General features: G+C 35.3%; 28 protein-coding genes. 15 read left to right on the top strand and 13 right to left on the bottom strand.

The annotated features are described in order from the left end of the window. Positions 1–186: 186 nt before the first annotated feature. The 4 genes from EL260_RS04450 to EL260_RS04435 are packed head-to-tail and all read right to left on the bottom strand — an operon-like array spanning position 187 to position 6,767. Complete coding sequence (locus EL260_RS04450; RefSeq protein ID WP_123859030.1) at positions 187–1,467, bottom strand: hypothetical protein; 1,281 nt, start codon at positions 1,465–1,467, stop codon at positions 187–189. 10 nt (positions 1,468–1,477) lie between these two features. Then, the gene (locus tag EL260_RS04445) at positions 1,478–3,844 is read right to left on the bottom strand and encodes a TonB-dependent receptor (protein WP_123859029.1); all 2,367 of its coding nucleotides are present in this window, start codon (positions 3,842–3,844) and stop codon (positions 1,478–1,480) included. A gap of 2 nt (positions 3,845–3,846) precedes the next feature. Then, complete coding sequence (locus EL260_RS04440; RefSeq protein ID WP_123859028.1) at positions 3,847–5,136, bottom strand: lysine N(6)-hydroxylase/L-ornithine N(5)-oxygenase family protein; 1,290 nt, start codon at positions 5,134–5,136, stop codon at positions 3,847–3,849. A gap of 26 nt (positions 5,137–5,162) precedes the next feature. Beyond that, positions 5,163–6,767, bottom strand: coding sequence for a GNAT family N-acetyltransferase (locus EL260_RS04435; RefSeq protein ID WP_123859027.1), 1,605 nt, complete (start codon positions 6,765–6,767; stop codon positions 5,163–5,165). Between the two features lie 394 nt (positions 6,768–7,161). Between EL260_RS04435 and EL260_RS04430 the strand changes: the two genes are divergently transcribed. The 6 genes from EL260_RS04430 to EL260_RS04405 all read left to right on the top strand — a co-directional run bounded on the left by EL260_RS04430 (position 7,162) and on the right by EL260_RS04405 (position 10,535). Next, positions 7,162–7,626, top strand: a complete 465-nt coding sequence (locus EL260_RS04430; RefSeq protein ID WP_123859026.1) for a hypothetical protein — start codon at positions 7,162–7,164, stop codon at positions 7,624–7,626. Between the two features lie 86 nt (positions 7,627–7,712). After that, the gene (locus tag EL260_RS04425) at positions 7,713–8,162 is read left to right on the top strand and encodes a hypothetical protein (protein ID WP_123859025.1); all 450 of its coding nucleotides are present in this window, start codon (positions 7,713–7,715) and stop codon (positions 8,160–8,162) included. Next, positions 8,162–8,659 (top strand): metallophosphoesterase family protein, encoded by a 498-nt coding sequence (locus tag EL260_RS04420; RefSeq protein ID WP_123859024.1) that lies wholly within the window; start codon positions 8,162–8,164, stop codon positions 8,657–8,659. The genes EL260_RS04425 and EL260_RS04420 overlap by 1 nt, the downstream gene beginning before the upstream one ends. 9 nt (positions 8,660–8,668) lie before the next feature. Then, positions 8,669–9,163, top strand: a complete 495-nt coding sequence (locus tag EL260_RS04415) for a Smr/MutS family protein (RefSeq protein ID WP_123859023.1) — start codon at positions 8,669–8,671, stop codon at positions 9,161–9,163. An 18-nt stretch (positions 9,164–9,181) separates the two neighbouring features. Then, entirely contained in the window at positions 9,182–9,898 is a 717-nt protein-coding gene (locus tag EL260_RS04410; protein WP_123859022.1) for a DUF3822 family protein, read from the top strand. A 64-nt stretch (positions 9,899–9,962) separates the two neighbouring features. Continuing rightward, on the top strand, positions 9,963–10,535 hold the full coding sequence (locus EL260_RS04405; protein ID WP_123859021.1) for an RsmD family RNA methyltransferase: 573 nt from the start codon (positions 9,963–9,965) through the stop codon (positions 10,533–10,535). On the opposite strand, the gene EL260_RS04400 is transcribed toward EL260_RS04405, so the two are convergent. After that, the gene (locus EL260_RS04400) at positions 10,532–10,879 is read right to left on the bottom strand and encodes a winged helix-turn-helix transcriptional regulator (RefSeq protein ID WP_123859020.1); all 348 of its coding nucleotides are present in this window, start codon (positions 10,877–10,879) and stop codon (positions 10,532–10,534) included. The two genes, EL260_RS04405 and EL260_RS04400, sit on opposite strands and share 4 nt — an antisense overlap. Before the next feature lie 84 nt (positions 10,880–10,963). Here EL260_RS04400 and EL260_RS04395 point away from each other — a divergent pair, with 84 nt between their 5' ends. Beyond that, positions 10,964–11,563, top strand: coding sequence for a nitroreductase family protein (locus tag EL260_RS04395; protein ID WP_123859019.1), 600 nt, complete (start codon positions 10,964–10,966; stop codon positions 11,561–11,563). Between the two features lie 204 nt (positions 11,564–11,767). Here the strand turns inward: EL260_RS04395 and murI are convergent, their stop codons facing one another. From murI to EL260_RS04370, 5 genes are all read right to left on the bottom strand, one after another. Then, positions 11,768–12,598 carry a glutamate racemase gene (gene murI, locus EL260_RS04390; RefSeq protein ID WP_123859018.1) on the bottom strand — a complete coding sequence of 277 codons (831 nt, stop codon included), beginning with the start codon at positions 12,596–12,598 and terminating at the stop codon, positions 11,768–11,770. A 151-nt stretch (positions 12,599–12,749) separates the two neighbouring features. Then, positions 12,750–13,874: a radical SAM family heme chaperone HemW gene (gene hemW / locus EL260_RS04385; protein ID WP_123859017.1), complete on the bottom strand. Its 1,125-nt coding sequence runs from the start codon at positions 13,872–13,874 to the stop codon at positions 12,750–12,752. Positions 13,875–13,925: 51 nt separating this feature from the next. Continuing rightward, positions 13,926–14,876, bottom strand: a complete 951-nt coding sequence (locus EL260_RS04380; protein ID WP_123859016.1) for a PorP/SprF family type IX secretion system membrane protein — start codon at positions 14,874–14,876, stop codon at positions 13,926–13,928. Between the two features lie 51 nt (positions 14,877–14,927). Then, positions 14,928–16,001, bottom strand: a complete 1,074-nt coding sequence (locus EL260_RS04375; RefSeq protein WP_185145598.1) for an RluA family pseudouridine synthase — start codon at positions 15,999–16,001, stop codon at positions 14,928–14,930. 73 nt (positions 16,002–16,074) lie between these two features. Then, a complete protein-coding gene (locus tag EL260_RS04370; RefSeq protein ID WP_123859015.1) occupies positions 16,075–17,166 on the bottom strand; it encodes a PASTA domain-containing protein in 1,092 nt (363 codons plus the stop codon). A 156-nt stretch (positions 17,167–17,322) separates the two neighbouring features. Between EL260_RS04370 and EL260_RS04365 the strand changes: the two genes are divergently transcribed. The 3 genes from EL260_RS04365 to EL260_RS04355 all read left to right on the top strand — a co-directional run bounded on the left by EL260_RS04365 (position 17,323) and on the right by EL260_RS04355 (position 19,593). After that, a complete protein-coding gene (locus tag EL260_RS04365) occupies positions 17,323–18,312 on the top strand; it encodes a D-alanine--D-alanine ligase (RefSeq protein WP_123859014.1) in 990 nt (329 codons plus the stop codon). 89 nt (positions 18,313–18,401) lie between these two features. Then, positions 18,402–18,866: a pantetheine-phosphate adenylyltransferase gene (gene coaD, locus EL260_RS04360; RefSeq protein ID WP_045492768.1), complete on the top strand. Its 465-nt coding sequence runs from the start codon at positions 18,402–18,404 to the stop codon at positions 18,864–18,866. Positions 18,867–18,960: 94 nt separating this feature from the next. Next, a complete protein-coding gene (locus tag EL260_RS04355) occupies positions 18,961–19,593 on the top strand; it encodes a trimeric intracellular cation channel family protein (protein ID WP_123859013.1) in 633 nt (210 codons plus the stop codon). 59 nt (positions 19,594–19,652) lie between these two features. Here EL260_RS04355 and EL260_RS04350 read toward each other — a convergent pair whose 3' ends face one another. Both EL260_RS04350 and EL260_RS04345 read right to left on the bottom strand, forming a co-directional pair. Then, complete coding sequence (locus EL260_RS04350; protein WP_123859012.1) at positions 19,653–20,219, bottom strand: tetratricopeptide repeat protein; 567 nt, start codon at positions 20,217–20,219, stop codon at positions 19,653–19,655. A 150-nt stretch (positions 20,220–20,369) separates the two neighbouring features. Next, positions 20,370–20,867, bottom strand: coding sequence for a dihydrofolate reductase (locus tag EL260_RS04345; protein WP_123859011.1), 498 nt, complete (start codon positions 20,865–20,867; stop codon positions 20,370–20,372). A gap of 77 nt (positions 20,868–20,944) precedes the next feature. On the opposite strand from EL260_RS04345, the gene EL260_RS04340 reads away from it, so the two are divergent. The 5 genes from EL260_RS04340 (at position 20,945) to EL260_RS04320 (ending at position 25,389) form a co-directional block, all read left to right on the top strand. Then, positions 20,945–21,550: a LemA family protein gene (locus EL260_RS04340; RefSeq protein WP_066690947.1), complete on the top strand. Its 606-nt coding sequence runs from the start codon at positions 20,945–20,947 to the stop codon at positions 21,548–21,550. Positions 21,551–21,552: 2 nt separating this feature from the next. After that, positions 21,553–21,981, top strand: a complete 429-nt coding sequence (locus EL260_RS04335; RefSeq protein WP_185145892.1) for a TPM domain-containing protein — start codon at positions 21,553–21,555, stop codon at positions 21,979–21,981. Beyond that, on the top strand, positions 21,962–22,780 hold the full coding sequence (locus EL260_RS04330) for a TPM domain-containing protein (protein WP_123859009.1): 819 nt from the start codon (positions 21,962–21,964) through the stop codon (positions 22,778–22,780). The genes EL260_RS04335 and EL260_RS04330 overlap by 20 nt, the downstream gene beginning before the upstream one ends. A gap of 197 nt (positions 22,781–22,977) precedes the next feature. Beyond that, on the top strand, positions 22,978–23,499 hold the full coding sequence (locus tag EL260_RS04325) for an NAD(P)H-dependent oxidoreductase (protein ID WP_123859008.1): 522 nt from the start codon (positions 22,978–22,980) through the stop codon (positions 23,497–23,499). 3 nt (positions 23,500–23,502) lie between these two features. Further along, positions 23,503–25,389, top strand: a complete 1,887-nt coding sequence (locus EL260_RS04320) for a monovalent cation:proton antiporter-2 (CPA2) family protein (RefSeq protein WP_123859007.1) — start codon at positions 23,503–23,505, stop codon at positions 25,387–25,389. Positions 25,390–25,391: 2 nt separating this feature from the next. Here EL260_RS04320 and EL260_RS04315 read toward each other — a convergent pair whose 3' ends face one another. Then, positions 25,392–26,210, bottom strand: coding sequence for a GIN domain-containing protein (locus tag EL260_RS04315; protein WP_123859006.1), 819 nt, complete (start codon positions 26,208–26,210; stop codon positions 25,392–25,394). Positions 26,211–26,318: the final 108 nt, after the last annotated feature.

Here is a 26,318-nt window from a genome sequence, read left to right as displayed (position 1 = left end):
TAAACTATAAATAAAAGGAGGTTATTAGAAGCTTAACTTGTAGTTCAGGTTGAATTTTAATAATCTTGTCTATGATAACGACTAGCTTTCAGTTCTACACGTCCTTCCTTATCACAAAAAAACCGGGAGAAAACTCTCCCGGCTGTCGTTAAATCAAATGATCTTATTGTACTAACAAAAAAGAAATTATTTTTTAGAAATGACATTCACACCCATTAATCTTCCGCTTCCTTTAAGTTTAAACTCAACTTTAGTGTTTTTAGAAACCGGGTCATAAGAACTTAAGCCTGAAAAGTTATCAGCTTTATTATTAGACATGAAATAGATTCTGTTTTTATACAAGAATGGGTTTTGATAGTTGTAGAAATTATCTACCGGAATATCCAGTTTTACAGCCTTCTTCGTCTGAACATCAATTTCGTTCCAGAACCAGATATCATTTCTGTAGCTTACCCCATGGCCTCCTGCATAATAGGATGCACCTGTTGAAGGAATGGTAGTATAAATTTTATTGTTATAAGCGAAGATTCTGTTAAACTCCGCCGGCTGTACATAATTCTTCATATCAATTTCAAAACCAGCATCGAAGACAGTTTGCCCGTTCTTTATTCTTAAAATTTTTGATGAATATGCTGATTCCTGAGCTTTCATATCTGATGCTGCTACCATATAAATATCTTTGGTTACCTCATCAATACTCCATAGGACATGGTCAGTGAAAAGTCCCAAGTTGGTAGTATTAGGATATTTTGTAACATTTTCCACCTTTTTTGAGGTCAGGTTATAAACTGCAACAGCCACTTCTTTTACAACAGGTTTGATCTGCCAGTTCGATCCTTTTTTACCAATCTGTAAATCAAGATACAATTTATCATCTCTTTTTATTAGAATTAATTGTCCGGCAGCCTGATAAGCTGTTTCTCCTGGTTCAAGCACTGCAGGGTCAATAGTTTGAGCTAATGAAGACAGGTCAATTTCTCCTGTACGCTGCATGGTTCCCGGATTAAAGGTTTGGATTTTAAGCATTCCTCTGGAACCATCCCAATAATATCCTTCTGTATCACTTACGACAAGATAATTAGGTTCAAATCCATTATTTTGAGTAGCAATAAACCCTTTTGATGAAATATTTCCGGCATTATCTGCTGTCAATTTAGAAAATCCTTCTTCTGAAGAAGCGGCTCCTCCCAATCTGTACATGTTTTCTCCAAAAGCTTTCCCTCCTGCAGAATAAGCAATCTGGTAGAACGGCTTTTTATCAGCTAATGAAAGTTCTCCCTGAGGCAGTTCTGAGAATGAATAAATATTTCCTCCCCATCCTGCTGTACTGTTATAAATGATCCAGCTGTCTTTAGCTGTTGTGGTTGGCTGTTTCTGCTCTTCAATACTGTCATCGCTGCTGCAATGGGTAAAAAGCAATAGGCTTAATGCAGATAAAATGATTGAAATCGATTTTGATTTTCTCATGATTATAATATTAAAAAATTGTATACGTTAATTTCAAATGGTATGATCTTGTAGGTTTCTGTGCATTATAATTATCATACAGTCTTTCGTTCGTAAGATTATTAATGCTAAAATTAATGGCCAGCTTAGGATCTGCAAGGAAATAGGTAATTCCTACCCCTACATCTACCATTCCCAGTCTCCCGTCATTCGGGATCAGAAGGTCACTGGAAGCTATAGTTGCTTTAGAAAACAATCCCGGCTCAAGGTTTTTCGGTACAGGGTATAACAGAAAACGATGCACATAATTAATGTTGTAGTACAGCTCCACCTTATCCTTCATTTTCAGAATATCTGAAAAATTCACTCTCAGATAATGATTCCCAAATAAGTAAGGAATATTCGGCTGTCGGGCATCTTCCCAGATCTTTTCAGAACCGGAAAGGTTTTTAAGCCTTATATCCTGGTAGGTAAAATTGAATCCTGTCTGAAGATTTTTTATAGGCTGATAATTGATCTCATACTCTAATCCAAGAATTCTGTTGTCATAATAGTTCTGATACCTTCCATAAGGATTATCCGGTATCATGAATATGGTGTTTTTGACGTTTCTGTAAAAGAGATTTAAACTCGTATTCAGTTTATAATTCGATGAAGTATAATCCAGAACAACATTTACATTATCACTTTTTTCCGGCTCCAGATCAAGATTTTCTTTGATTAAAATTCCATCTCCGAAAATTTCAGTTTCATCAGGAAGACGAACCGCTTTTTCATAGGATAATTTCAGGATAAAGTTTTTAGGCTTATAACTTATACCAGCCATATATCCGGAGGCATTCTTACTCCGGTCAGAATCCCATGCGAAATTATATTTATCAGTAGTATATCCTTTAGAACTGAAGAAATAATTCTTTACCCCAAGTACAGTTTCTACTTTACGGTCAAGCCAATGAGATACCAATCCCAGTGCTGCAATATTCTTGTTGTAAACCGCCGGGGTTTTAAGAACATCATCTCCGTATACATTGACAGCCCCATAAGGATCACTTCCCTTCCTTCTTTGATAGAAATACATATTTCCAAATTCCAGGCTGTGATTATTATTGATTCTGAATGCGGCATTGAGCCTTGTATGAAACATATTGTAATTCATCTTCAGATCATTCCCTTTATTGATCTCACCAACGCTGTTTTCATTACTGAAAGTGTATTCTCCCAGCCAATTATATCTTCGTCTGCTGATGTCCACAAAAGAATTGTTATATCTCGCGAAGGCAGTCATCAAATCTACTTTAAGACGATTATCAAAGAACATTTTTTTATACTGAAGATACCCTGTCACATTATTTTCCTTTGCGAAAGCTTCTCCGTAAGGTTTTCTCATTTCGAGGTCATTCTGAATTTCCTTATAAAAATGAGAATAGATAAATCCTACTCTAAAGTCATTCGCCCAGCTTTTATTCCTTACTCCGGTGTAAACCTCCATATAAGAAGCTTCGGTATCGTCATGAAATCTTCTGGCTTCCACTTTTTTAAGATTGGCCGTTTCAGGATCAATAACTTCACCGAGAATTTTATAATTATTTTTGGAAAACACATAACTAGCCTGGGTTCCTATATAAAACAAACTGTCTTTTTTCCCTATAAATACAGCATTAAGATGTGATTTATAGGTACTGAATGACGCAATCTCATTTGATATCTCAAGGTTATCTTTCTGTATCGGCTTTGAGATAAAATTAATCCCGCCTCCTAAAGCGTCCGATGCCAACGATATAGGCATTACCCCTTTGTAAACATCTACTCTATCCAGCATATTGGGAGACAAAACATTAGGATTAAAGCTGTGACCATAAAATTCAATGGGAACACCATCCCTAAAAATTCTGACTGCTTTCCCCTGAAGCCCTCCCAGATTGACCTGAAATGCGGAACCAACGCCCCCTTCAGTTCGGAGCTTAACTCCGGTCGCCATATTCAGTATTTCACCAATATTGTTTGCCTGGCTTTTTACCGCCTGCATATCAACGATTTTTACACTTAGCGGTGTTTCCTTTAATTTTTCAAGTTTCTTTTTACCTCTGATATAAACTTCATCAATCCGGTTCGCATTTGAAATCTCTATTTCGTATTTCTGGTGCGATTGACAATCGATATGTAGCGTATCATTATAAACAGCTTTATTCTGATACAATACAGACACCTTTACAAGACCATCAGAAACCTCAGCAAAATCAACAGTTCCCTGTTTTGAAATCTTTTTCTTTTCCCCGTTAATAACTACATATACTTCATCATGATTATAATTCTTGATGTTTTTAACAACTAAGGTAATTGGGCAGGCAGCCAATGCTGAGGAAGAAAAAGCCGAGATCAGAAAAAATATACGCTTCATAGTTATATAGTTTCTAATGCTCCGAAATGCTGAAAAGCAATGTTTTTTTCCAATGGATAATATTCGTGTCCTAATATTTTGTTGATAATGGTAGCATTTCTATAAGGTCCCATTCCTAAATCTGATGTGATAATCCCTTGTGAATCTACACAACCGTTCTGCATAAATATCTCACTGTCATTGACATCCACCGTATAGTTTTCTGAGGACAATAATGTTCCATCATTTTGACTCTTGTTCAGACGATCTTCAATAGGTTGTAAGAAATGGGGAACTTCATATCGGTAACCCGTAGCCAGGATAAGATAATCCGTATTTACTGAAAACGTTTTCTCTTCTTCCAAATGCCTCATATTTAGTGTATAACTTTCATCGTATGACATTTCTTCAAGCAAACTATTGGTCAGTATTTTTACGGGAAGTGGTTGTTCTTCTTTCATCTGCTGATGATAAAGTTCGTCATAAATAGTACTTATCAATTCATCATTGATTCCTTTATACAGAATATCCTGCTTGTTGATCACTTCCCTTCTTTTGTTTAATGGAAGTCTGTTGAAATAGGAAATATAATCCATGGAAGTAAATTCATACGTGAATTTCGAATTTTCCATAGGAAAGAATCTATCCGCAGCCGTTACCCAGTTTAGTTTCAAGTCTAATTCCGGTCTAGCAGTAAGAAGATCAAAAAAGACTTCACCTCCGCTTTGTCCGGAGCCTAATACTGTAATAGTACTGCCTTTCTTCAAATATTGTTTTCTGTGTAAGTATTCAGAAGAGTGGAAAATATGTTCTTTAGAGAAACGTTCTGTGATTTTAGGCACATTAGGAATTGAGCCTACCCCTAATACAATTTTATCGGTAAGATAAACTTTCTTTTCACAATTAATAAGATCAATGACTGAAACTTCGTAGCAATCATGGATTTCATTATAGTCTATTTCTGTAACAGTATGGCTAAAATTAAGGCTTTCAATTTGTGAGGCTACCCATTTACAGTAAAGGTTATACTCCATCCTTGTTACATAAAAGCTTTCCTTAAAGCAGAAGCGGAAAATTTTACCTTTCTCTCTTAAATAATTGATATAAGTAAAAGGGCTTTTTGGATTTACAATCGTTACCAGATCCGCCAGAAAAGGAACCTGAAGGGTTGTCCTGTCTATCATCAAACCACTGTGCCATTCGAACCTGGGTGCTTTATCAAAAAATATGGTTTTCAGGTCATGTTCTTCAAGCAAAGCAGCAAGACTTAGATTGAATGGTCCTATTCCTATACCAATGATATCATATTTCATAAATTATCTTTTTCAGTATTCAAGTATTATGTTGTAATGTTTATTTTCAGGACCGAGTTTTTAAAGATATCTTCTGTGGTTTCATAGAATTTCTCACGGTCGAGGAAAGTCAGATTGGATGTTTTATAAGGCAGCGCCAATGATCTGTTGAATTCACACCCTACTTTGGTAATCAGGTTGTGAGTTCCTTTATGGGATGCGGAAGCCTCACCTATCATTCTTGTCAGTTGTGGGAAAGAGAAGAAATATTCCATACACATGGCTAGTGCGTTCATTGAAAAGTTTGGAATTTTTTCTTTGGCAGGAGCAATAAGCATATGAAAGCCGTAATCTCCCGGATTGAAACGGTAATATTTACCCACTTCGTCTTTTATTGCCCAATATAGTTCCAGTGTAAAAATAGGATTGCCATTCAGAAGTCCGATATAAGGATGAGAATAATCTACTCCCATATGTTTGATGTAGGCTTCTTCAAACTCCTGTTGATCTACGTTCATCTCCCAATACTTTTTAGCATATTCCATATTAGACCATTCATGAAGGAATTCCATATCCGTTTCTGGATTAAAAGCTCTCAGAGTAATTTCTAAAGTCCCGTTATTGAAGTATCTTTTATGCAGTATTTCTCCATAATCGGGCTTGATCAGCTTTTTGGAATAATGTTTAGGATTAACTAGGAAATTATGCTGTCTGATATATTCTTTCCAGATATCCTGGTTCACACTATAAGCCTGCTTTAGGAAAAGCCTTGCCTCTATGGTTTCATAAATAAAATTCATGGCATCACCGTAAACTTCTCTCAAAGAATCTATTTCAGTATCTACAATCTGATAAAGAACCTCTTCTTCTATTGAGCCCAAATAAGCCAAATGCCTTAAAACAGGATATAAATTGTAATAAACCACATGGGTTCTTATAAAATTTTCAGCTTTTTCAGTTCTGATTACTGCTCCGCCTGTAATATACTCATCAAAATAAATATTTACTTTATCTGCATTTTGGCTAATAAATGTATGCTCGATATTACTGTTATAAATAATTCCTTCCTCAATATACTTTCCTACTGCTATTTTCAACAAGGAGTGGGTATATTCTGAAAACCAGCGGATAATTGCCGCTTTCTTATCATAATTGGTCTCCAGTGCAATATTCTTAGAAATAAACTCCAACTGCTTATCATTATCGTAGCCGAAGAATTTAAAGATGGATCCTGCCTTAACAGAGTCTGTGAAAGTATCAGTACTTTCTACAATTGTATGGCTCTGGTCAAAATATTCATCAAATTCTTCAGAAAAATATTTGATATAAGCCTCTTCTGGATTTTCTACGGTTGTATTTCCGCCGTAAACAATAGAAGTAAGAAATCGATATGCTTCCTCTGCGCTTATCTTAGCCACTTCGCCCATTTTCTTTTCTCTATACCCTACGTCATTTCCGATGTAATGAACTCCGGTAGTAGAAAAATGCTTTACAGGAACAATTAAATAAGATTCTTTACCTGTAATATTAATTCGGATGAATTTACTTTCAGAACAATTGTTCATGAACGTTGACAACTCTTCATCAAACTTTGGTATAAGGTCAAAATAATACCAGTTTTTGTTTTCCAATAAGTACAAACCGACACTCATTATTATTTTTGTTTAGATTAAATAAAAATTAAGACAAATATATACATATTTTTCACCCAACAAAAGAATTATTTAAAATACTGAAAATGAACAATTCAAAAATTTGATTTTCAATACATTAAAACAAATAACTCAAATTAATTAATCCACTAAAAAGTGAATACATGCATTTTATCGATCCCTTTTTTTAATAGTAAAGAGTATTTTTTTATATCCTAAAAAAATGAATTTAAGGATTAAATAAAAAAACAATAGAAAAATAGAAAATGTCTCAATATGAGACTTTATAGAAAATTTTAAGTGTTTGTGACAAGGTTATATTAAATAGAAAACTTTCAGCCTTGTATTGAAAAGCTTAATTTTGTCGATATTAAAGTGTAATCATTTTAAAAACATGAAAAAGTCAATCCCATTTCTTTTGTTGTTATTCTTCGCAGTCGGTTTTATGAAAAGCCAAGATAAAACCTCAGATCCTTTTCTCTTACAGAACTGGAAACTGAATACGCTGGATGACTACATATATACTTACGAAAAGCAAAATATTTTTGATGCCAAAACCCCTGGTTTAAAGTTTAGTAAAAACGGAAAAATTATTGGAAATTTGAGTAAATCAGCCAATGGTTATGATGTAAAGGATGATTTTCCAGGAAAAGCTTCAAAAATGGAACGATATATGGGAAATTGGAAGAAAGTCTCAGACACCACTATTGCCATTGTATTTTCTTCAAATAACAGCATGAACGGAACTTTTGTGATTTCAAGGCTTACTGAAAGCGGATTGAAACTCAGAAAAGTTTTCAGTGCAGACATTGAAAAAAAACTCGACTCTATACGAAGAACCAAGAATATTTCTTATTAGAACTTTATTAGTTTTACAGAAATACAAGATTCAATAAAAATAGTTTTGGTAAAGCTTCTTTATATTTGCAATTTAAAATAGTAAAAATGATAATAAACAGACTATTCGCTTTCTTCTTATTGATTGCGGGCTGTAATTTATATTCGTCACAGGATGTAAGCATTAAAGATGATAAGGTTCTTCTGGATGGGAAACAAATTTTAAAAGCAGAAAAGATCAATCTTACACAATACTCATTCTTCTCCATGAAAGATGATGAAGAAGTATTGATGTATAAATACATGGATAATGAAACGCCAAGATATGTAAGCGATGATTATTTTATCCTGAACTTTCTAACAGAAAAAACCAAAGTAGAATCTACTGACTTAGCAAAAATTGCCAATTTTATGAATTCCAAGAAAGGAATGGAAAAACTGGTAAAGTGGTTGCTCAAAGAAAGAGTGATCAATCAGGATGGAGAGCTAAATCCTGATCGTCTTGCAATATTCAAAGAAAAATACGACGAAAATATTACTCAAAGAACCCTTAGATAATGACAAAGATTCTTCTTCTCTCTGACTCTCATTCTTATATCGATGACCGGATCCTGGAATATGCATCTCAGGCTGATGAAATCTGGCATTGCGGAGATTTTGGAAGTATGGATGTTATTGAACAGCTGGAAAAAATAAAACCTTTAAAAGGAGTCTACGGAAATATAGATAACTCAAAAATACAATCTGAATTTCCTGAAGTTAACCGCTTCTTCTGTGAAAAACTGGAAGTTTTAATGATTCACATTGGTGGATATCCTGGAAAATATACTCCTCTAACCAAGAAGGAAATTGCGGAAAAAGCTCCTAAATTATTTATCTCAGGGCATTCTCATATTTTAAAAGCGATGTATGACGAAAAGAACAGTCTTTTACATCTAAACCCTGGGGCCTGTGGAAAACAAGGGTGGCACAAGGTGAGAACGATGATGCGTTTTGTAGTGGATGGTGAAGAGATAAAAGATCTTGAAGTCATTGAGCTTGGTTCAAGAGTATAAAATAAGAAAATGAAGATCGGAGATACAGTTTCTGTAGTGGATGAAGATTTAAACGGTGTGGTAACTTCCGTAAAGGGGAATATTGTGGTTTTCAAAGATGAATATGGCTTTACTCATCAATATTCTAAAGAAAAGCTCGTGCCCAAGAATCCTGATCTTTATGAAAATATTCGGGTAATAAAAAAAGCGGAGCCAAAAAAGATCATTTCTAAAAAACATCAAAAAAATCATTTGGTTTTAGACCTGCATTTTCATAATTTGGTAAAGAATCATAATGATTACGATAGTTTTGAAAGACTGTTTATTCAGAAGGAAAAACTGATTGAAGTGATCGAGTTTTGCAGAAAGAATAATTTAAAGAGACTGGAAATCGTCCACGGAATTGGAGATGGAACGTTACAACGGATGGTTCGGGATGTTTTGGAAAGCCTCGTTAATGTTGATTTTTATAATAAGGAAATACTTCACCATCAATCAGGTGCGGTAATGGTAGAATTTCACTAAATTTGCAGGAATTGAAATATGAACGTACTTAATTTACTTTTTACCAAAGACGGATTGATTTATCAGATTGTTAAAAACAAAAACATTCTGGAGGAGAAATCTTATTTCGTTACAGAAGAAACGCCCGCGAACCTTATAGAGGAAAAGTTGGATGAAGTTCTTCTCAAACAGCGTTTTGATGAAATTCAGGTCATTTCTGCACTGAATCATTTTACATTGATGCCGGAAGGTTTCTCTGACCATGATGCCGGGTTTGATCTGATCTCATTTAACGCTCCTGCTGATAGAGAGAAAGAAGAGCTGATGCTTTCCATCAACAAAAAATTCAACATTCAGTTTTATTACACTTTTCCTAAACACTATTATAAAAAAATAAAGGAGCTGGCGATACCGGTACATTTTAATTTTTCAGGGGAAAAGTTTTTAAGCTCCATTCACAATAAGAATAATAAAGAGATCCATATCAACCTTTATCACAATCAGTGTGAATTTTTTGCCATTGATAATAAGAAGATCATCCTTTACAACAATCTGGATGTGAATTCTGAGGTAGATTTCCTTTATTTTATCATGTTTACATTAAGTAAAATAGGTTTCGGAATTAATGAGACCAGCTTTTTCGCTTATGGTGAAACTACAGAAAATGAAACGTTTATTTCCGAACTTCAGAAGTTTGTCAAAAACCTGAAGATCGTTTTTGACAATATTCCTAATAAAAATTTTATACTAAATTAGAGATTGGTAGCGAGACATAATAATGTATGTCTCATATAATCTACTCCTTAAACTTTAATACAACATGTTCAGAATAATATCAGGCAAATGGAAAGCCAAAAAAATTGCCGCCCCTAAAAACTTTGATGTAAGGCCTACCACTGATTTTGCGAAAGAAGCATTATTCAGTATTTTGGAAAATAAGTACGATATGCAGTCGATTTCTGTATTGGATCTTTTCGCAGGAATCGGTTCTATCACCTTTGAATTTGCTTCCAGAGGGTGCAAGGACGTAACTTCAGTAGAAATGAATCCAAAGCACACTGCATTTATCAATTCTACTGCTTCTGAACTTGACATGGCTCTTCAGATCAATGTACAGAGAGGAGATGTGTTTGATTGGCTTAAAAAATTCAGAAATAAAAGGTCCTTCGAAATTGTTTTTTCTGATGCACCTTTTGAAATGGAAGAGAAAAAATACTACGAATTAATTTCTTTAGTCCTGAATAATAAGTTCTTGAAAGAAAATGGAGTTCTCATCGTAGAGCATCAAAGCCGAATGAAACTGGAGCATCCTAATTTAGTAGATACCAGAAAATACGGAAACGTGAGTTTCAGTTTTTTTGATCCAAATAAAGAAGATAATCAGGAACTTTAGTTCTTGATTATTTTTTTTGAATTCCCAGGAGCATCTATTCCCCATCGGGTAATTGCTTCGAGAACAGGCAGTAATGTCTTTCCAAATTCTGTTAAAGTATATTCCACCATCAAAGGCGGTTTCTCTGTGTATACTTTTCTATTAATAATGTTATCCTCCTCCAGTTGTTTGAGTTGAAGACTCAGTGTTCTTTCCGTAATTGTTGGAATATCTTTTCGCAGTTCGTTATATCTTTTAGCACCACTAATAAGATGGTGTAAAATTACAGCCTTCCATTTTCCGCCTATAAACCGCATGGTTACACTCGTACAGCAAGGGTAAGATTTGTTATCTATTGTATACATTTTTATACTATCATTTTTAACCGTTATTGCAAAGTTAATAAACTTAAATTAATTTTGTAACTATAAAAATGATAGTATAAAATTATGAACTTTTTAGACAAAATGAAAACAAGGTATACTGTAAAAAAGTATAATCCACAAGGCAATATCAGTGAAGAACAGATCTCTCAACTGAAAGAAATCCTGAATTTAAGTCCATCTTCCATCAACAGCCAGCCATGGAATTTTATCTTTGTAAATCGTGGCGAGCTGAAATCACAGCTAGCAGAGGTTTCTTTTATTAATAAAGAAAAAGTAATCGACTGCAGCCATCTGATTATTTTCCAGGTTCTTAAAAATCCTGAAGATTTTGAAAAGCAAATTGAAGAAAACCTGCCTGAAGGATCTGTAAATTATTACAAAAACAGAGTAAAGCCTAAAGGAGATGCTTTTGTTAAATCCTGGTTAGGGCATCAGGTATATTTATCATTAGGAATACTCCTTTCAGCTTGTGCAGATATGGGAATTGATTCAACACCGATGGAAGGAATAGAACCTGAGCTCTATGACGAGATCCTGAAGAATGATAAATATGAAACATTATTTGCCGTTGCAATCGGGGAAAAGCTGGATACGGATGCCAACCAACCTCAATTCAATCCAAAATCAAGATTAAACGCTGAGAAAGTGATCCTGGAAGCATAATTTGAAAATATGAATATCTTTTATTGATACTTAATTCTAAAATCTATATTTCTATGTAGTATGATATTTTTTACCATATAGAAACATAGATAATAGGCTTACCTAAAACTATTCTGTAACTGGCAATATACAGTATTGTGACTGCTTCACAACGCTTGCAATGACTATAAAAAAGTCTGCTTCTTTATGAGGCAGACTTTTTATTTATAATACTTTGAATTCTAAATCAATGGTTTTACCGAAGAATTTTTTAGAGATCTTTTCAAAGTTTTTGGTAAGATCCGAAAGATAGAAATGATAATTCGGCTTAGGGTTATTTTCATTCAGAAGATTGTATTTATCAAGAATAATCTTCAGATGATTGGCTACAATATTAGGAGAATCAATCACTCGAACCCTGTTTCCATAATACTGTTTAATCTCATCAATCAACAATGGATAATGGGTACAGCCCAGAATTAAAGTTTCAATATTTTTCAGCTTATTATTACTCAGATAATTGTAAATAATCGCATGAGTAATCGGATGATTCTTAAATCCTTCTTCAATAGCCGGAACCAATAAAGGCGTTGCCAATTCATCTACCTTAATCCATTTATTGTGTTTCCTGATGCTTTTTTTATACAATCCAGAATTCACAGTAGCTTTGGTGGCAATCACTCCCACATTGTTATGGATCTCATAAGCTACTTTTTCTGCTACAGGATTAATAACATCTATAACAGGAACTTTACCTGCCACCGACTTCATCACTTCATTCAACGCATTGGCCGTAGCCGTATTACAGGCAATCACAATGGCTTTACAGTTCTGCTCCAGAAGAAAATTAGTGATTTTTGTAGAGTATTCTATAATCGCTTCTTTTGACTTTTCACCATAAGGAAGGTGTTTAGTATCTCCAAAATAGATAAGGTCTTCATTAGGCAGAAGCCTTTTGATTTCCTTAGCAACAGTAAGACCACCTACTCCGCTATCGAAAATACCGATAGGCTGGCTGCGTGAAAGATGCGAATAATCTTGTTTTTTAGTTTTCAAATGAACTGAAATTTTATACAAAATTAATGAATTTACGTTGTATATAATAGCATATCATACTATATTATTAAGAAGCTTTGATTGTCAGATACAATATGTCGTCTTAATCTATAGATATATCATGCTGAGTGAAGTCAAGGTACTTTTTGTTTTAAACCATAAACAAATCCGAGGCAATTCCATCTGCCATAAACCAATGCTTCTCCGGAATTTTCAGATGATCATTTTCTATAATTAAAATACCATCTTCCATTTTATGTTTGATCTCATTTTGAAAATGCTCCATGAACCGGTCATCAAACTTTTCTTTTAAGCTTTGTAGATCTACCCCCCAAATGGTTCTTAAACCAATCATAATCATTTCATTAAACTGATCTTCTTTGGAAAGAATTTCTTCTTCCTTGGCTAAAAGCTTTGCACCGAGTTTTTTAATGTATTGTTGATTATTAGCAATATTCCAACTTCTCACATCAAATCCGTTGTAAGAATGTGCAGAAGGGCCAATTCCTAAATATTCCTGATATTTCCAATAGGCTGAATTATGTCTGGAGTAGAAGCCAGGCTTTGCAAAATTAGAAACTTCATAATGCTCAAAACCATGATCCTTTAAAAAATCAGATAAATAATAGAACTCACGGTTCTGCTCTTCTTCTTTCGGACTTTTAACTTTCCCTTTTAATATCCAGTTGTCAAGAGCCGTTTTAGGTTCAACTGTTAAAGCATAAGAGGAGATATGAGGAACTTCCAGAGCAATAGTTTTATGCAAATTTTCTTTCCAGATCTCCAGATTGGAAGTAGGCGAACCATAGATGAGATCTATACTTAGGTTTTCAAATCCAAAATCCTGAGCACGTTTTATAGATCCTTCTGCTTCTGAAGCGGTATGGGCACGGTTCATGAGTTTAAGATCTTCTTCAAAGAAACTTTGGGTTCCAATTGACAATCGGTTAACAGGTGTTCCTGCCAGTTGTTTTAAGAAGTTTTTATCCAAATCATCCGGGTTGGCTTCCAATGTGATTTCAATATCTTTTTCGAAACTAAAACCGTGTAAAACCTCATCAATTAAGGAATTAATTTCATCCACTGAAAGAATAGAAGGAGTTCCGCCTCCAAAATAAAGCGATTTTAAACTTTTACTCTGCAGCTCATGCTTTCTAAGCTGTATTTCCGTTTTCATCGCACGAAGCATTTCATCCTTAAAATTAAGAGATGTTGAAAAATGGAAATTGCAATAACTACACTTTTGCTTACAGAACGGAATGTGAATATATATCATAAAAAAAGCTCTGAAAAAATTCAGAGCTCAAATTTATTTAAATTAAATTGATTAATATCTATATCCTCGAACATTAATAAAGTTATCGAAGTTATACCCAAGTCCAATCATGAAGCTGTTTCCTCCATACGTTTGAATATCAGACAAACCTAGGTTATAAGTAGCTCCAATCATGATTTTGTTCAATCTTACTTTAACAATCGGAGCAATTTCTAATTGCTGGCTGTCAAATCTGTTCTGAGCAGCTCTATAACTTACCCCTACAGAGAATGCATTCACTTCATTATTGAAGGTAGCCATTAGGTTATAATCCATTACTCTTGTTGAGTTCGTGTTAAGATTAATCATGGCAGCAGGCGTTAACATGATGTTATCTGCAATATGCCAGTTATACCCTAAGTTTAAGAAAAACTTAATTGGAGAAGGTTCCCATCCGTTAACAATAGGTTTATCATTACCTAATGCAATATCATTTACGGAAACACCTCCAAAAAGGTTTCTATAAGTAGCAGCCAAACCGAAGTTAGCATAAGCCATGAAAATATTCTGCTGATCTCCTTTTACTAAAGGATCTCCCTGCTCTTCAACGTTGATTTTAGTATAATCAAAATTTCTGTTGTACAAACTTACACTTGTACCAAATGAGAACTGATCTTTTCTGTCTCCTTCACTACTTAGAGGAATAAAATATGAAGCACCCGCCGTAATACCACCCGCAGATTCAGCTCCGTTACTGTCTCTGAATATGGTAAGACCAGCACCTACTCTATCGAAAATGTTTGCATTAATTCCCACCGATTGTACATTTGGGGATTCGCTGAATTTTGAAAATTGCTTTTGATAAATGGCATTGAGCTGTACGTAGTCTGTTTTACCGTACTGAGCTGGGTTGAACAGGAAATCACCATCCAAAAGATACTGTTGATAATATGGTAGTGATTCTTGTGCTTTGTATGCATTTGACAAAAGAGCTAAACATACGATAGCATATAGTTTTCTCATAACAAATCTTGATTTCAATTCAACAAATATAAAAAAAATCTCAATATATTTTTAGTTTTCTAAATAAATTCTCCATTTTTTTACAGCATCCTCCATATCTTTGGGCATTGGGCTTTCAAAATATAATTCCTTTTTTGTTGTCGGGTGTATAAATCCTAGGGTATGTGCATGCAAAGCATGTCTTGGAAGAATTTCGAAAACATTTTTAATAAATTGTTTATATTTTGGAAGATTCACTCCTCTTAAAGGCGTATGCCCTTCATAGCGCTCATCATTGAACAATGTATGCCCAATATGTTTGAAATGCGCCCTGATCTGATGGGTTCTTCCTGTTTCAAGCTTGCATTCTACCCATGTCATATACTTAAATCTCTCTAAGACTTTATAATGGGTAACAGCATGTTTTCCATGGCTGCCATCTTCGTATACAGACATCTGCATTCTATTTTTAGGATGCCTTCCGATATGTCCTCTGATGGTTCCCTCTTCTTCCTGAGGATTTCCCCATACAAAAGCCCAATACAACCTTTTAGTAGTCCTGTTGAAGAACTGCTTAGCCAGAAAGCTTAATGCATATTCATTTTTAGCCACTACAAGAAGTCCGGAAGTGTCCTTATCAATTCTATGAACAAGCCCTACCCTGTCAAGATCAGATTTTGAGCCATTTTTTTCAAAATGAAATGCCAGAGCATTAACTAATGTTCCGTCCCAATTTCCATGTCCCGGATGTACTACCATACCAGGCTCTTTATCTACTACTACCAGATCATCATCTTCATACACTATATTAATAGGAATATCCTGTGGGATAATCACATTTTCTCTTGGCGGACGGGTTAGCAGTATTGAGATCTGATCACCAGGTTTTACCCGGTAATTCTGCTTCACTGCAGCACCATTTACTATAACGTTTCCAGCCCTGCAGGTCTGAGAAATTTTATTTCTTGAAGAATTCTGGCGGTGTATTAGAAGAAATTTATCAATTCTTAATGATTCCTGTCCTGGATCAACAGTGATATTAAGATGCTCATATAAACCTTTATTTTCTTCATCAATATCGATATTATCAATACTATTGGAATCTAATAATTCTTCGTCTAAAAAATCTTCGTTATCTTCTGACATTGTATTTATTTTTTTACACAAAAGGCTTCAACATTTTGCAGTTGAAGCCTATATTTTTACTATTAATTTTTATTTATTCTACGACTACTTTCTTAGCCTTTGGCTTTTGAGCAGGCTGTTGTGTAGAAGTTGAAGCTGCTGGTTTTGCAGTATTTCCTGTAGCAGGAGTACTTGTAGAAGCCTTAGGTTTCTCTGTCGTTGTACTTGCCGGTTTTGGAGTTGTAGACTGAGCTTTTGGAGTCTCTGTTTTCGGAGCTTCCACTTTTGGGGTTTCTCTCTTAGGCGCTGGTGTTGGTACTACCGGAGCTTCATAGCTTGGCTCATGGTGAACTTCTTCATATCGTACTGGTGGCAGAGAGGTATCTACTTTCATACGGTAAATAGAATTCAGTTGTTCCACTTTTGCTCTCAGTTCTGCCGGGGTTTTCTTACTTGCCCAAAGGTCAATCTGCATTCCCTGGTCACGCACATCACCGGAAGCAGGATCTTGATAATAGATAATATCAGATTCATCCTTGCCACCATCTTCATGTTCTATCAATCCTATTTCAAACATGCTCTTCGTAATGACTGCTCTTGCTTCTTTTACGGAAAGCCCTACTACATTAGGAATTGAAATATTTCTCATTGGTCCTGATCCTACCACAACATCAATGACGGAGAATCTAGGAAGACGGGCACCTGGATTTACAGCGTTTCCTTTATATAAAATCCTTAAAAGAGCATCTTTCTGAATACTCGGTTCGTAAATAGTATCGCCAATTTTCAGTCCAACCTGATCCAATCTCTGGAATGCAAGTCCTGAATATTTATTGATAACATCCGGAACAGCAATCTGAGCCCAGGTTCTAGGATTTACTTTAAGACGTACTGTTCTTCCATCCTTTACACGGGAACCCGGAGCTGGATAGATCTGTAAAACCTGAAATGGTCTGTATTTAGGGTCATAATTGGCACTGTCTACTTCATATTCCAACCCTGTATCATCTAATATTTTAACAGCATCATGTACAGATTTATTAACAACATTAGGAACAGGAATTTCCTGACCATGATTAGTGTGGTACTCTAACCAACGGAACGTAAGCCATACAAGACCTACGAAAACACCGATTGCCACTACTAAATTGACTAAAACTTTCCAATTGAAAAGTGATTTAAGCATACTTAAAAATACTTTAATTATAACCGCAAATATAGCTAATAATTTTAGAATGGACTTTTTATTTAACACAATTCATTTTTGATTTGAAAATTTCCCGATTTCCCGTATTGCATTGCATAAAATGTTTAAATTTGCCTTAATTGATACTATATGGTTATGAATAAAAAAAGTGTTGCCGTAGTAATGGGAGGCTATTCTGATGAATATGTTGTATCCTTAAAAAGCGGACAATTGATCTACGATTCCTTAGACAGAAATTTGTATGATGTATATAAAGTAGTCGTCCTTAAAGATGAATGGTATTTTTTAGGAGAAAATGATAAAAAATTTCCAATCAACAGAGGCGATTTTTCTGTCACCTTAGATAATGGAGAAACATTAAAATTTGATGCTTGTTTCAATATCATCCACGGAACACCGGGTGAAAATGGTATTCTCCAGGCTTATTGGGATGCCATAGGTCAAAAGTACACAGGTTGTGATTTCTACCAGAGTGCCCTTACCTTCAACAAAAAAGATACGCTCGCCGTATTGTCAAAATATGGAATTCCATCAGCTAAAAGCATTTATCTGAGAAAAGGAGAAAACATCGATGTAGATAAAATTGTAGAAGAATTAAATCTTCCCCTTTTTGTAAAGCCCAATCAATCCGGATCTTCACTGGGAATTTCTAAAGTAAAGGAAAAATCTGAACTCATCGCAGCTACAGAAATTGCTTTCAAAGAAGATGACGAAATCCTGATCGAAAGTTTCTTAAACGGAATGGAAGTTTCTGTAGGAGTCATCGATTTTAAAGGAGAAACTATCGTTTTAGGAATTACAGAGATTGTTCCAACTAATGAGTTTTTCGACTATGAAGCTAAATATGAAGGAGCATCTGAAGAGATTACTCCAGCGAGAATTGATGCAGAAACGACAAAAAGAGTAGAAGAAATTTCCAAAAGAGCCTACGATTCTCTTGGAATGAGTGGATTCTCAAGAAGTGAATTTATTTTAATGGATGGGATACCTTATATGCTTGAAATGAACACCAACCCAGGATTCTCTCCGGCAAGTATTCTTCCTCAACAGGCCAAGCATTATGGAATTTCCATTATGGATCTTTGTGGAAATGAAGTTGAAAAAGCTTTAAATAAAAGAAAATAGATCATAAAAGTTAGAAATCAGAGGTTAGTGATTGAGCAAAATTTGAAATCAAACCTCCATTGACAACTCAAAATCATAACTCATACAACATGAAAATTGCTGTTTTCCCTGGGTCTTTCGACCCTATCACTTTAGGACATTACGATATTATAGAAAGAGCGGCACCGCTATTTGATAAATTAATTATTGCCATTGGGCAGAATTCCCAGAAGAAATATATGTTTCCTCTTGAGAAAAGAAAGGAATTCATTCAAAACTCTGTAGCAGAATTCCCCAATGTAGAAGTAGATTCATTTGAAGGCTTAACAGTAGACTACTGTTTTGAAAAGAATGCTCAATACATTATCAGAGGACTTAGAAATCCTGCCGATTTTGAATTCGAAAAAGCAATAGCCCACACCAACAGAACATTAGCTCATAAAAAACTAGAAACCGTATTCTTATTAACCTCTTCCGGAAAATCATTCATCAGCAGCAGCATCGTAAGGGAAATTATTACCCACGGAGGTGAATACGAACTGATGGTACCCGATTCCGTTAGGGTTGAAAGATAAATATAGTGAGTAATGAGCAAATATAAATTATCTCAAATTTAAGTGGCATAATTTTTATTATTCATTGCTCATTATTCATTACTCATCATAATATATGCACGAACAGTTCAATTTTGCCATAGAAGTACTGGGAACCATTGCGTTTTCCATGTCAGGAAGTTTTGCCGCGATGCAGAAACGACTTGATCCTTTTGGCGTTCTTATTATTGCCTTTGTTACTTCTGTAGGGGGAGGAACTGTAAGAGATCTCCTGCTGGATATTCCCGTATTCTGGATGCATGATCTTCTGATGTGTGCCCTGATTATCATCACCAGCGTTATTTCCATGGTATTCAAATCCCTTGAAAAAAACTTTAAGGTCACTTTATTTATCTTCGATAGCTTTGGATTAGGATTATTTACCATTATTGGGATTCAGAAAGGACTCAATGTTGGGATCCACCCTCTAATCTGTATCGGATTGGGAACTATTACCGGCTGCTTCGGAGGGATTATCCGGGATATATTATTGAACAGAATTCCGTTAATCTTCAGAAAAGAAATCTATGCTACAGCATGTATTGTAGGCGGAGCTGCATTTTTATTAATGACGAAGTATACTCCACTTTCCTACACTTTTATACAGATCTTCACCATTTTATTGATTGTAGGGATCAGAACACTTGCCGTGAAATATCATTGGCAGATGCCTAAATTTTATGGCTACGATCAGACTTCGGAAATGTAACTCAAATGTAAAACGAAAGCACCTGAATCAGGTGCTTTCGTTTTATCTGTAGTTTCTTATTAGAACTTACCTCTCTGTCTCATATTAGGATTATGCATGTGTTTCTGCATCGTTGGCATTTTCAACTGATCTTTCATCATTTTGATCTGATCGGTCATCATTCCTGCGCTATCTAGTCTTTTAGCTTCTTCCAATAGCTTTTGCCCTTCCTGCTTTCTTCCTTTAGAAATTGCAGATGCTGCAAGGTTTAAAGTAGCCATTGCTCTGTCATGTTTCATATTCAAACCGTACTCCAAAGCTTTTTTCATTAAAGGCTCCACTTTTGTCGGGTGGTCCTGAGCTTGGGTTAAACCTAATAAATAGTGGAAATATCCGTATTGAGTTTTATGAAGCTGTCCTTTATAGTCGGTAATTTTTGTTAGCCATTCTGCAGCTTTCTCCATATTTTGTTTTCTCAATTGCCAGAATGCCAAAAGGATGTACTCATTTTTAAAGTAGAGTAAAATGGGAAATGCAGCCAAAAGAAAGATAACAATCCCCCAACCAAGATTTCTTGTGAAAATCATCATATAAAGTCCCAGAAGGATAAGAAGTGCTGCTATTGCAATTTTTATGTTCTTATTCATTATTAAATTTTAGAAGTGCAAAGATAATAAATTTAAAGGTTAAAGTTCAAAAAGTCAATGGTGAATGGTCAATTCGCTGCGCTTGTTAAATATTAATATCTATTGGTCATTTATTATTCCCATTGCGAAGCAAAAATTGATTATTGACTTCTAAGCTTCTTTCTTAATTCTTTCAAACGTCTGGAAACAGAAATCATAGCCATTCTTTTCATCTTTTTCATGGAAAACTTCATTTGTTTTTTTCCAGATCTTTCCATCAATTTTCGGGAAGAATGTATCCGCTTCAAGGTCTGCTTTTACCAAAGTAACCTCAAGTTTATCTACCATATCCATTGTTTGCTCATAAATATTTCCGCCTCCAATAACAAAAACCTCTTCATCAATCTTTTTAGCAAACTTCATAGCTTCTTTAATGCTTCCTACAATAAGAATCCCTTCCTCAAACCAATCTTTTTTTCTCGAAACAACAATATTGGTACGATTAGGAAGTGGTTTTCCAATACTCTCGTAAGTTTTTCTTCCCATGATAATCGGATGCCCGGAAGTAAGGTCCTTAAAATGTTTTAAATCTGTCGGAAGATGCCAAAGCAACTGGTTTTCAAAACCAATCTCGTTCTTCTCTCCCATTGCCACCACTATTGTTGTCATTCAAATATAATTTTCTACAAAATTAGCACATAATTTGTATATTTGATTAGCACAAAAAATTAAAAAAAAAATAAACTATGAAAAATAAAGGATGTCTGGGCGCCGGAACCATTGGTATCGCCCTCCTTATTATTGTTGCCGTCCTATTCTTCTGGGGAAAAAGCGGATATAACAGCTTTGTCAACAAAGAACAAACCGTTAACGCAAAATGGTCCAACGTAGAAACTGTGTATCAGAAAAGAGCGAATCTTATTCCTAACCTGGAAAGAACTGTAAAATCGTATTCAAAATTTGAGCAGGAAACTTTAACACAAGTTGTGGAAGCACGTTCTAAAGCAACTTCTATCAACATTGACCCTACCAATATGACGGAAGCAGATCTTGCTAAATTCCAGGCTGCACAGGGAGAATTATCCGGTGCATTAAGCAGATTAATGGCTGTAGTAGAATCTTATCCTAACTTAAAAGCAGATCAGCAGTATATCAACTTCCAGAGAGAGTATACCGCAATTGAAAACAGTATCAGAACAGAAACTGTTTATTATAACGATGCTGCTAAGGATTACAACACCTCAATCAAGACTTTCCCTAATAATATTTTGGCGAATTTCACCAACTTTAAAGAAAAACCTTATTTCAAAGCTGATGCAGGAGCTCAGAAAGCCCCTGAAGTATTTAAATAATAATGGGTAATTTCCTTACAAATCAACAAATCGCTTCCCTTGTGGAAGCGATTCAGTCAGCAGAAGACCATTCTACAGGCGAGATTAGGGTACATATTGACTCTAATACGGAGAACCGTGATGCTAAAACAGCATTTGAAGTTTTCAAAGAACTGTGTATGGATAAAACTACCGATAGGAATGCTGTGCTTTTTCATGTTAATTTTGAAAAAAAATACCTCACCATTATCGGAGATGTAGGCATTCATGCTAAAGTAAATCAATCGTATTGGGATCATCTGCACGATTATATCACTAACGAATTTGCCAAAGGAAACTATTATAAGGCTTTGAAAAGCGCTATCCTGGAAACAGGTATCGAACTTAAAAAATATTTTCCTGTAGAAGGAGAAAATCCAAACCAACTTCCAAATGAAATTACATTCTCTTAAAATAGTATTTTCATTTTTACTGATTTGCTTTTACACTTTTGTATCAGCACAATATACTGTTCCTGAAAAACCAGCAGTTTTATATCCTGTTTTTGATGAAGCAGGCCTTCTCTCTCAACAGGAAAAAGACGAGCTCAATAATAAGCTCATCAAATTTGCTGATTCCACTTCCACAGAAATTGAGGTTGTTATCATTAAGTCTACCAAAGGTGAAGATGTCAACTTTCTGGCTACAATGTTTGGCCAGCAATGGAAGATCGGGAAAAAAGGAGTAGACAACGGTGTTGTTTTTCTTATTGCTACTGAAGACAGAACCATGTCTATCCAGCAGGGGCGTGCTGTAGAACAATATCTCACTGCGTCTGTTGCAGGACAGATTCTGGATTATATTGTGACGCCCAACTTCAAAAAAGGGCTTTGGTATGAAGGGATCAACCGTGGTACCTCAGCCATTATGGATGCGGTTCAGGGGAAATTCAAACCTGTCCCTACTACAGCACCGTCAGGGGATGGCAGTGCTCTTAAAGTTCTTATCATTGCCTTTGTTATTTTTATCATCATTGCTATTCTCTTCGGTAATCGTGGCGGTGGTGGCGGTGGTCGTGGTAATTCTGACGATGATGATGATGTTATCATTAGCCGAAGAGGACGTAGAAACTATCCTGGTGGATTCTTTCCGTTCCCAGGTGGTTTTGGAGGTGGCGGCTTCGGTGGCGGAAGTTCCGGAGGAGGCGGTGGCTTTGGAGGCTTCGGCGGTGGCGGAAGTTTCGGAGGCGGTGGTGCTTCGGGAGGATGGTAATCTTACAAACATTCTATTCAGATATCAAGAGATCAGGTCTTAATGACCTGATTTTTTATTTAAAAACTTAAAATAATAGTATTTTTTTGATTTTAATTAACATGAATTTGACTTTTACATATTAATAAATTAATAAATCAACGCAAAAACTACCTTTTATTTAATATTTTTTCAGTATATTTACTGAAAACAGGATTATGAAGAAGACGCTGGTAGTATTTGCACACCCTTATCTGGAGCACTCCAATTCGAATGTAGAGCTCATCAATTTCTACGTTCGGCACCAGCATTATACCTTACGTGATCTTTATGAAGAATATCCTGATTTTCATATTGCTGCATTCCGGGAAAGAAAACGTTTAGCTAATTATGACCGCTTTGTTTTTCAATTTCCATTGATCTGGTTCGGAATGCCTCCTCTATTAAGACTATGGATTGATGAAGTTTTTGACCGTAACTGGCTGCAACCCGGAAAAGAAAATCCTCTTGAAAATAAGGAGGTTTATATACTGGTAACTACTGGCGGAAAGGAAAGATCATTCAGTAAAACCGGAACTTATCAATATACCATTGATGAACTTATCAGTGGGTTGATTGTATCTTTAAAGGTTTTCAAGGCTGATATCAAACATATCAAGATTGTTTACGAAGCCAATAAATTGTCTAAAAAAGAAATTATTCTACATAAAAAAGAGTTTACAGAACTGCTCAATCAATAATATATGGAGTCCAGCTTAGCGATGAACACATTAATTTTTCTGGGTGTAGCCATTATCATGGTTCCACTGGCCAGAAAATTTGGATTGAGTTCAGTAATCGGTTATATTTTAGGAGGAATCATTATTGGTCCCTACGTTCTCAGATTGACAGGAAATAATGTCAATGACATTATGCATGCCAGTGAATTTGGAGTTATCATGCTTTTATTCATTGTTGGGCTTGAACTGGAACCGCGGAAGTTCTGGGAAATGCGTAAAAAGATCATGGGGTTGGGGCTCACTCAGATGCTTCTGACCATTTTATTATTATTTCTGATATTCATCAGTGTGGGTTGGAGAATAGATAAAGCTATAGCTGTTGCCATGTGTTTTGCACTCTCCTCTACCGCAATTGTATTACAGACATTACAGGAAAAAAATAACTTTAAAACTACAGCTGGAGAGGCTTCATTCTCCACCTTACTATTTCAGGATATTTCTGTAATTCCTATTTTGGCCATTCTTCCGATTATTGCCAACTATAAAGCCAAGCATCATGATAATGAAATTCAAATCCTGATACAAAAGCTTCCGGAATGGCTTCAGGCCAGTACTGTAATTTTTGGAGTTGCCCTATTGATTTTATTGGGCAGGTATGTATTTGTTCCCTTTTTACGTTATGTTTCAAAATCAGGAATGACTGAGCTACTGACTGCTTCTTCCTTATTTCTGGTTATTGGAGTATCTGAACTGATGATCGTTATTGGACTTTCACCTGCGTTAGGAGCTTTCCTTGCCGGAGTAATGTTGGCCAACAGTGAATTCCGACATGAACTAGAAGCACAGATTAATCCTTTTAAGGGATTATTACTGGCAGTATTTTTTGTAAGTGTGGGATCAACCATTAATTTTAACATTATTCAAAAGGATCCCTTATTCATTTTTAGTACTGTATTTGCGGTATTGGCAGTGAAGTTTTTGGTGTTGTATACCATTGGAAAATTTTATAGGATAGATACTCCGCAAAGTCTTTTTTATGCCTTTGCACTTTCGCAGGTGGGAGAATTTGCCTTCGTACTGATTAATTATGCATCGGATCTCTATCTTTTAGGTCCGGAACTGAATGCACAGCTAATGGCCGTCACCGCGATTACTATGTGTATTACTCCTATTCTATTGATTGTTAACGATAAATTTATTACCCCTAAATTTATTAAAGAAATCCCTGAGGAAGAACATGATTATAATATTCTGGACAGTGATGTAAGTCAGAAAAAAATTATTATTGTAGGTTTTGGACATTTTGGAAGTACGGTGGGACGTCTTTTAAAAGCCAATAAAATATCGGCAACAGTTCTGGATAGAGATTCGGATCGTGTAAAATTGTTGCGAAGCTACGGCTTTAAAGTTTATTATGGTGATGCGACAAGAATACCTATTCTAAGAGCAGCAGGTATTGAAGATGCTGAAATTCTGGTATTGTGTCTTGATGATGCAGATGATAATATGTTTATTGCAGAACTTGTGCGTGAGCATTATCCGAAAGTAAAAATCTTTGTAAGGGCTAAAAACAGAATTGATGCCTATGAGTATCTCAACAATGGTATCAATCACATTTATCGGGAAACATTGGGAACTGCCGTTGATATGGCCGTTGATGTCCTGCATGAAACGGGAATGAGAAAATATGCAGCGAGACGTCTCGGTCAGCGTTTTATGGCTATTGATAAAGCCTCTATCAGAAAGTTGGCAAAGGCAACGGAAGATAGTGACATTGCTTTGTTTACTACAAAAGAACTTCTCCAGCGTGAGGAGGAGTTATTAGCTTATGATAATCTAAATTTTGATAATAAAAACTGGGATTCTTCTCCATCCACTGAAGAGGAAGAGGAGGAGGAATCCCAGGATTAATTTTATTCGATATTTACACTTCCGCCACTGCTTTCATTCTTAGTGATGTTTTTAAGATCTCCTTTTCTGGCAATATCTACACTTCCACCTGAAGAAGCTTCAGCTTTCACTGAAGAAACAGCACTGATGTGAATACTGGCTCCACTGGATGCATCTGCTTCTACATGATCTACAATAACACCCTTAGCCGAAATGCTGCTTCCCGAAGAAGAACTGATATCTGCATTTTTTGCTTTTCCAGAAATATCAATACTTGATCCTGATGAAGATTCTATATCAAGATTTACAGCCCAGATTTTTCCACTGAAATTACTGCTGCTATCTGCATTAATATTAAAATCGTTAGCTTCCAGGTTCCCTGAAACACTTCCAGCACTGGATACTTCAACACTGGTTTTTTCCTGAGTAAACTTATCTTTTACATTAATGCTTGCAGCTGATTCTGCAGTCAGTTTTGTAAAATCCCTGGTATAAATTTTTGCTGTAACTTTACTGATATTCATCACTCTGATTCCTTTCTTATAGTGAATATGAAGTTTCCCACCACTATTTTCTACAAGAATTTCGTCAATAATACTTTGAGGTGCTGAAATGATCACTTTTTCTACATCGGATTTTATAATCTCTGCATCAATAGCCTGAGAAACCTGAATTTCATCAAAATCTCCTTTGAATTCTCTCTGCTGAATAGGCCCGGTTTCTTTATTGATGACTTTCTCTACCCACCCATTATTGTTTTCTCTATTTTTTTTCTCATGTCTTTCATTACATGAGCCCAATACCACTAAGGCTGAAAAAATAAAAAGAGTTCTTTTTTTCATGTTTATTTTTTTATAGATTATTTTTTTGATTATAATTTAATAACAACTAAAATATAAAAAATATTACATCTTCTTATGATTATCCTTTTAGTCTCTGTAATTCGACAT

The sequence above is a fragment of the Chryseobacterium nakagawai genome, assembly GCF_900637665.1.
Lineage (GTDB): Bacteria > Bacteroidota > Bacteroidia > Flavobacteriales > Weeksellaceae > Chryseobacterium > Chryseobacterium nakagawai.
This window is presented reverse-complemented; position numbering and strand designations above follow the sequence as displayed.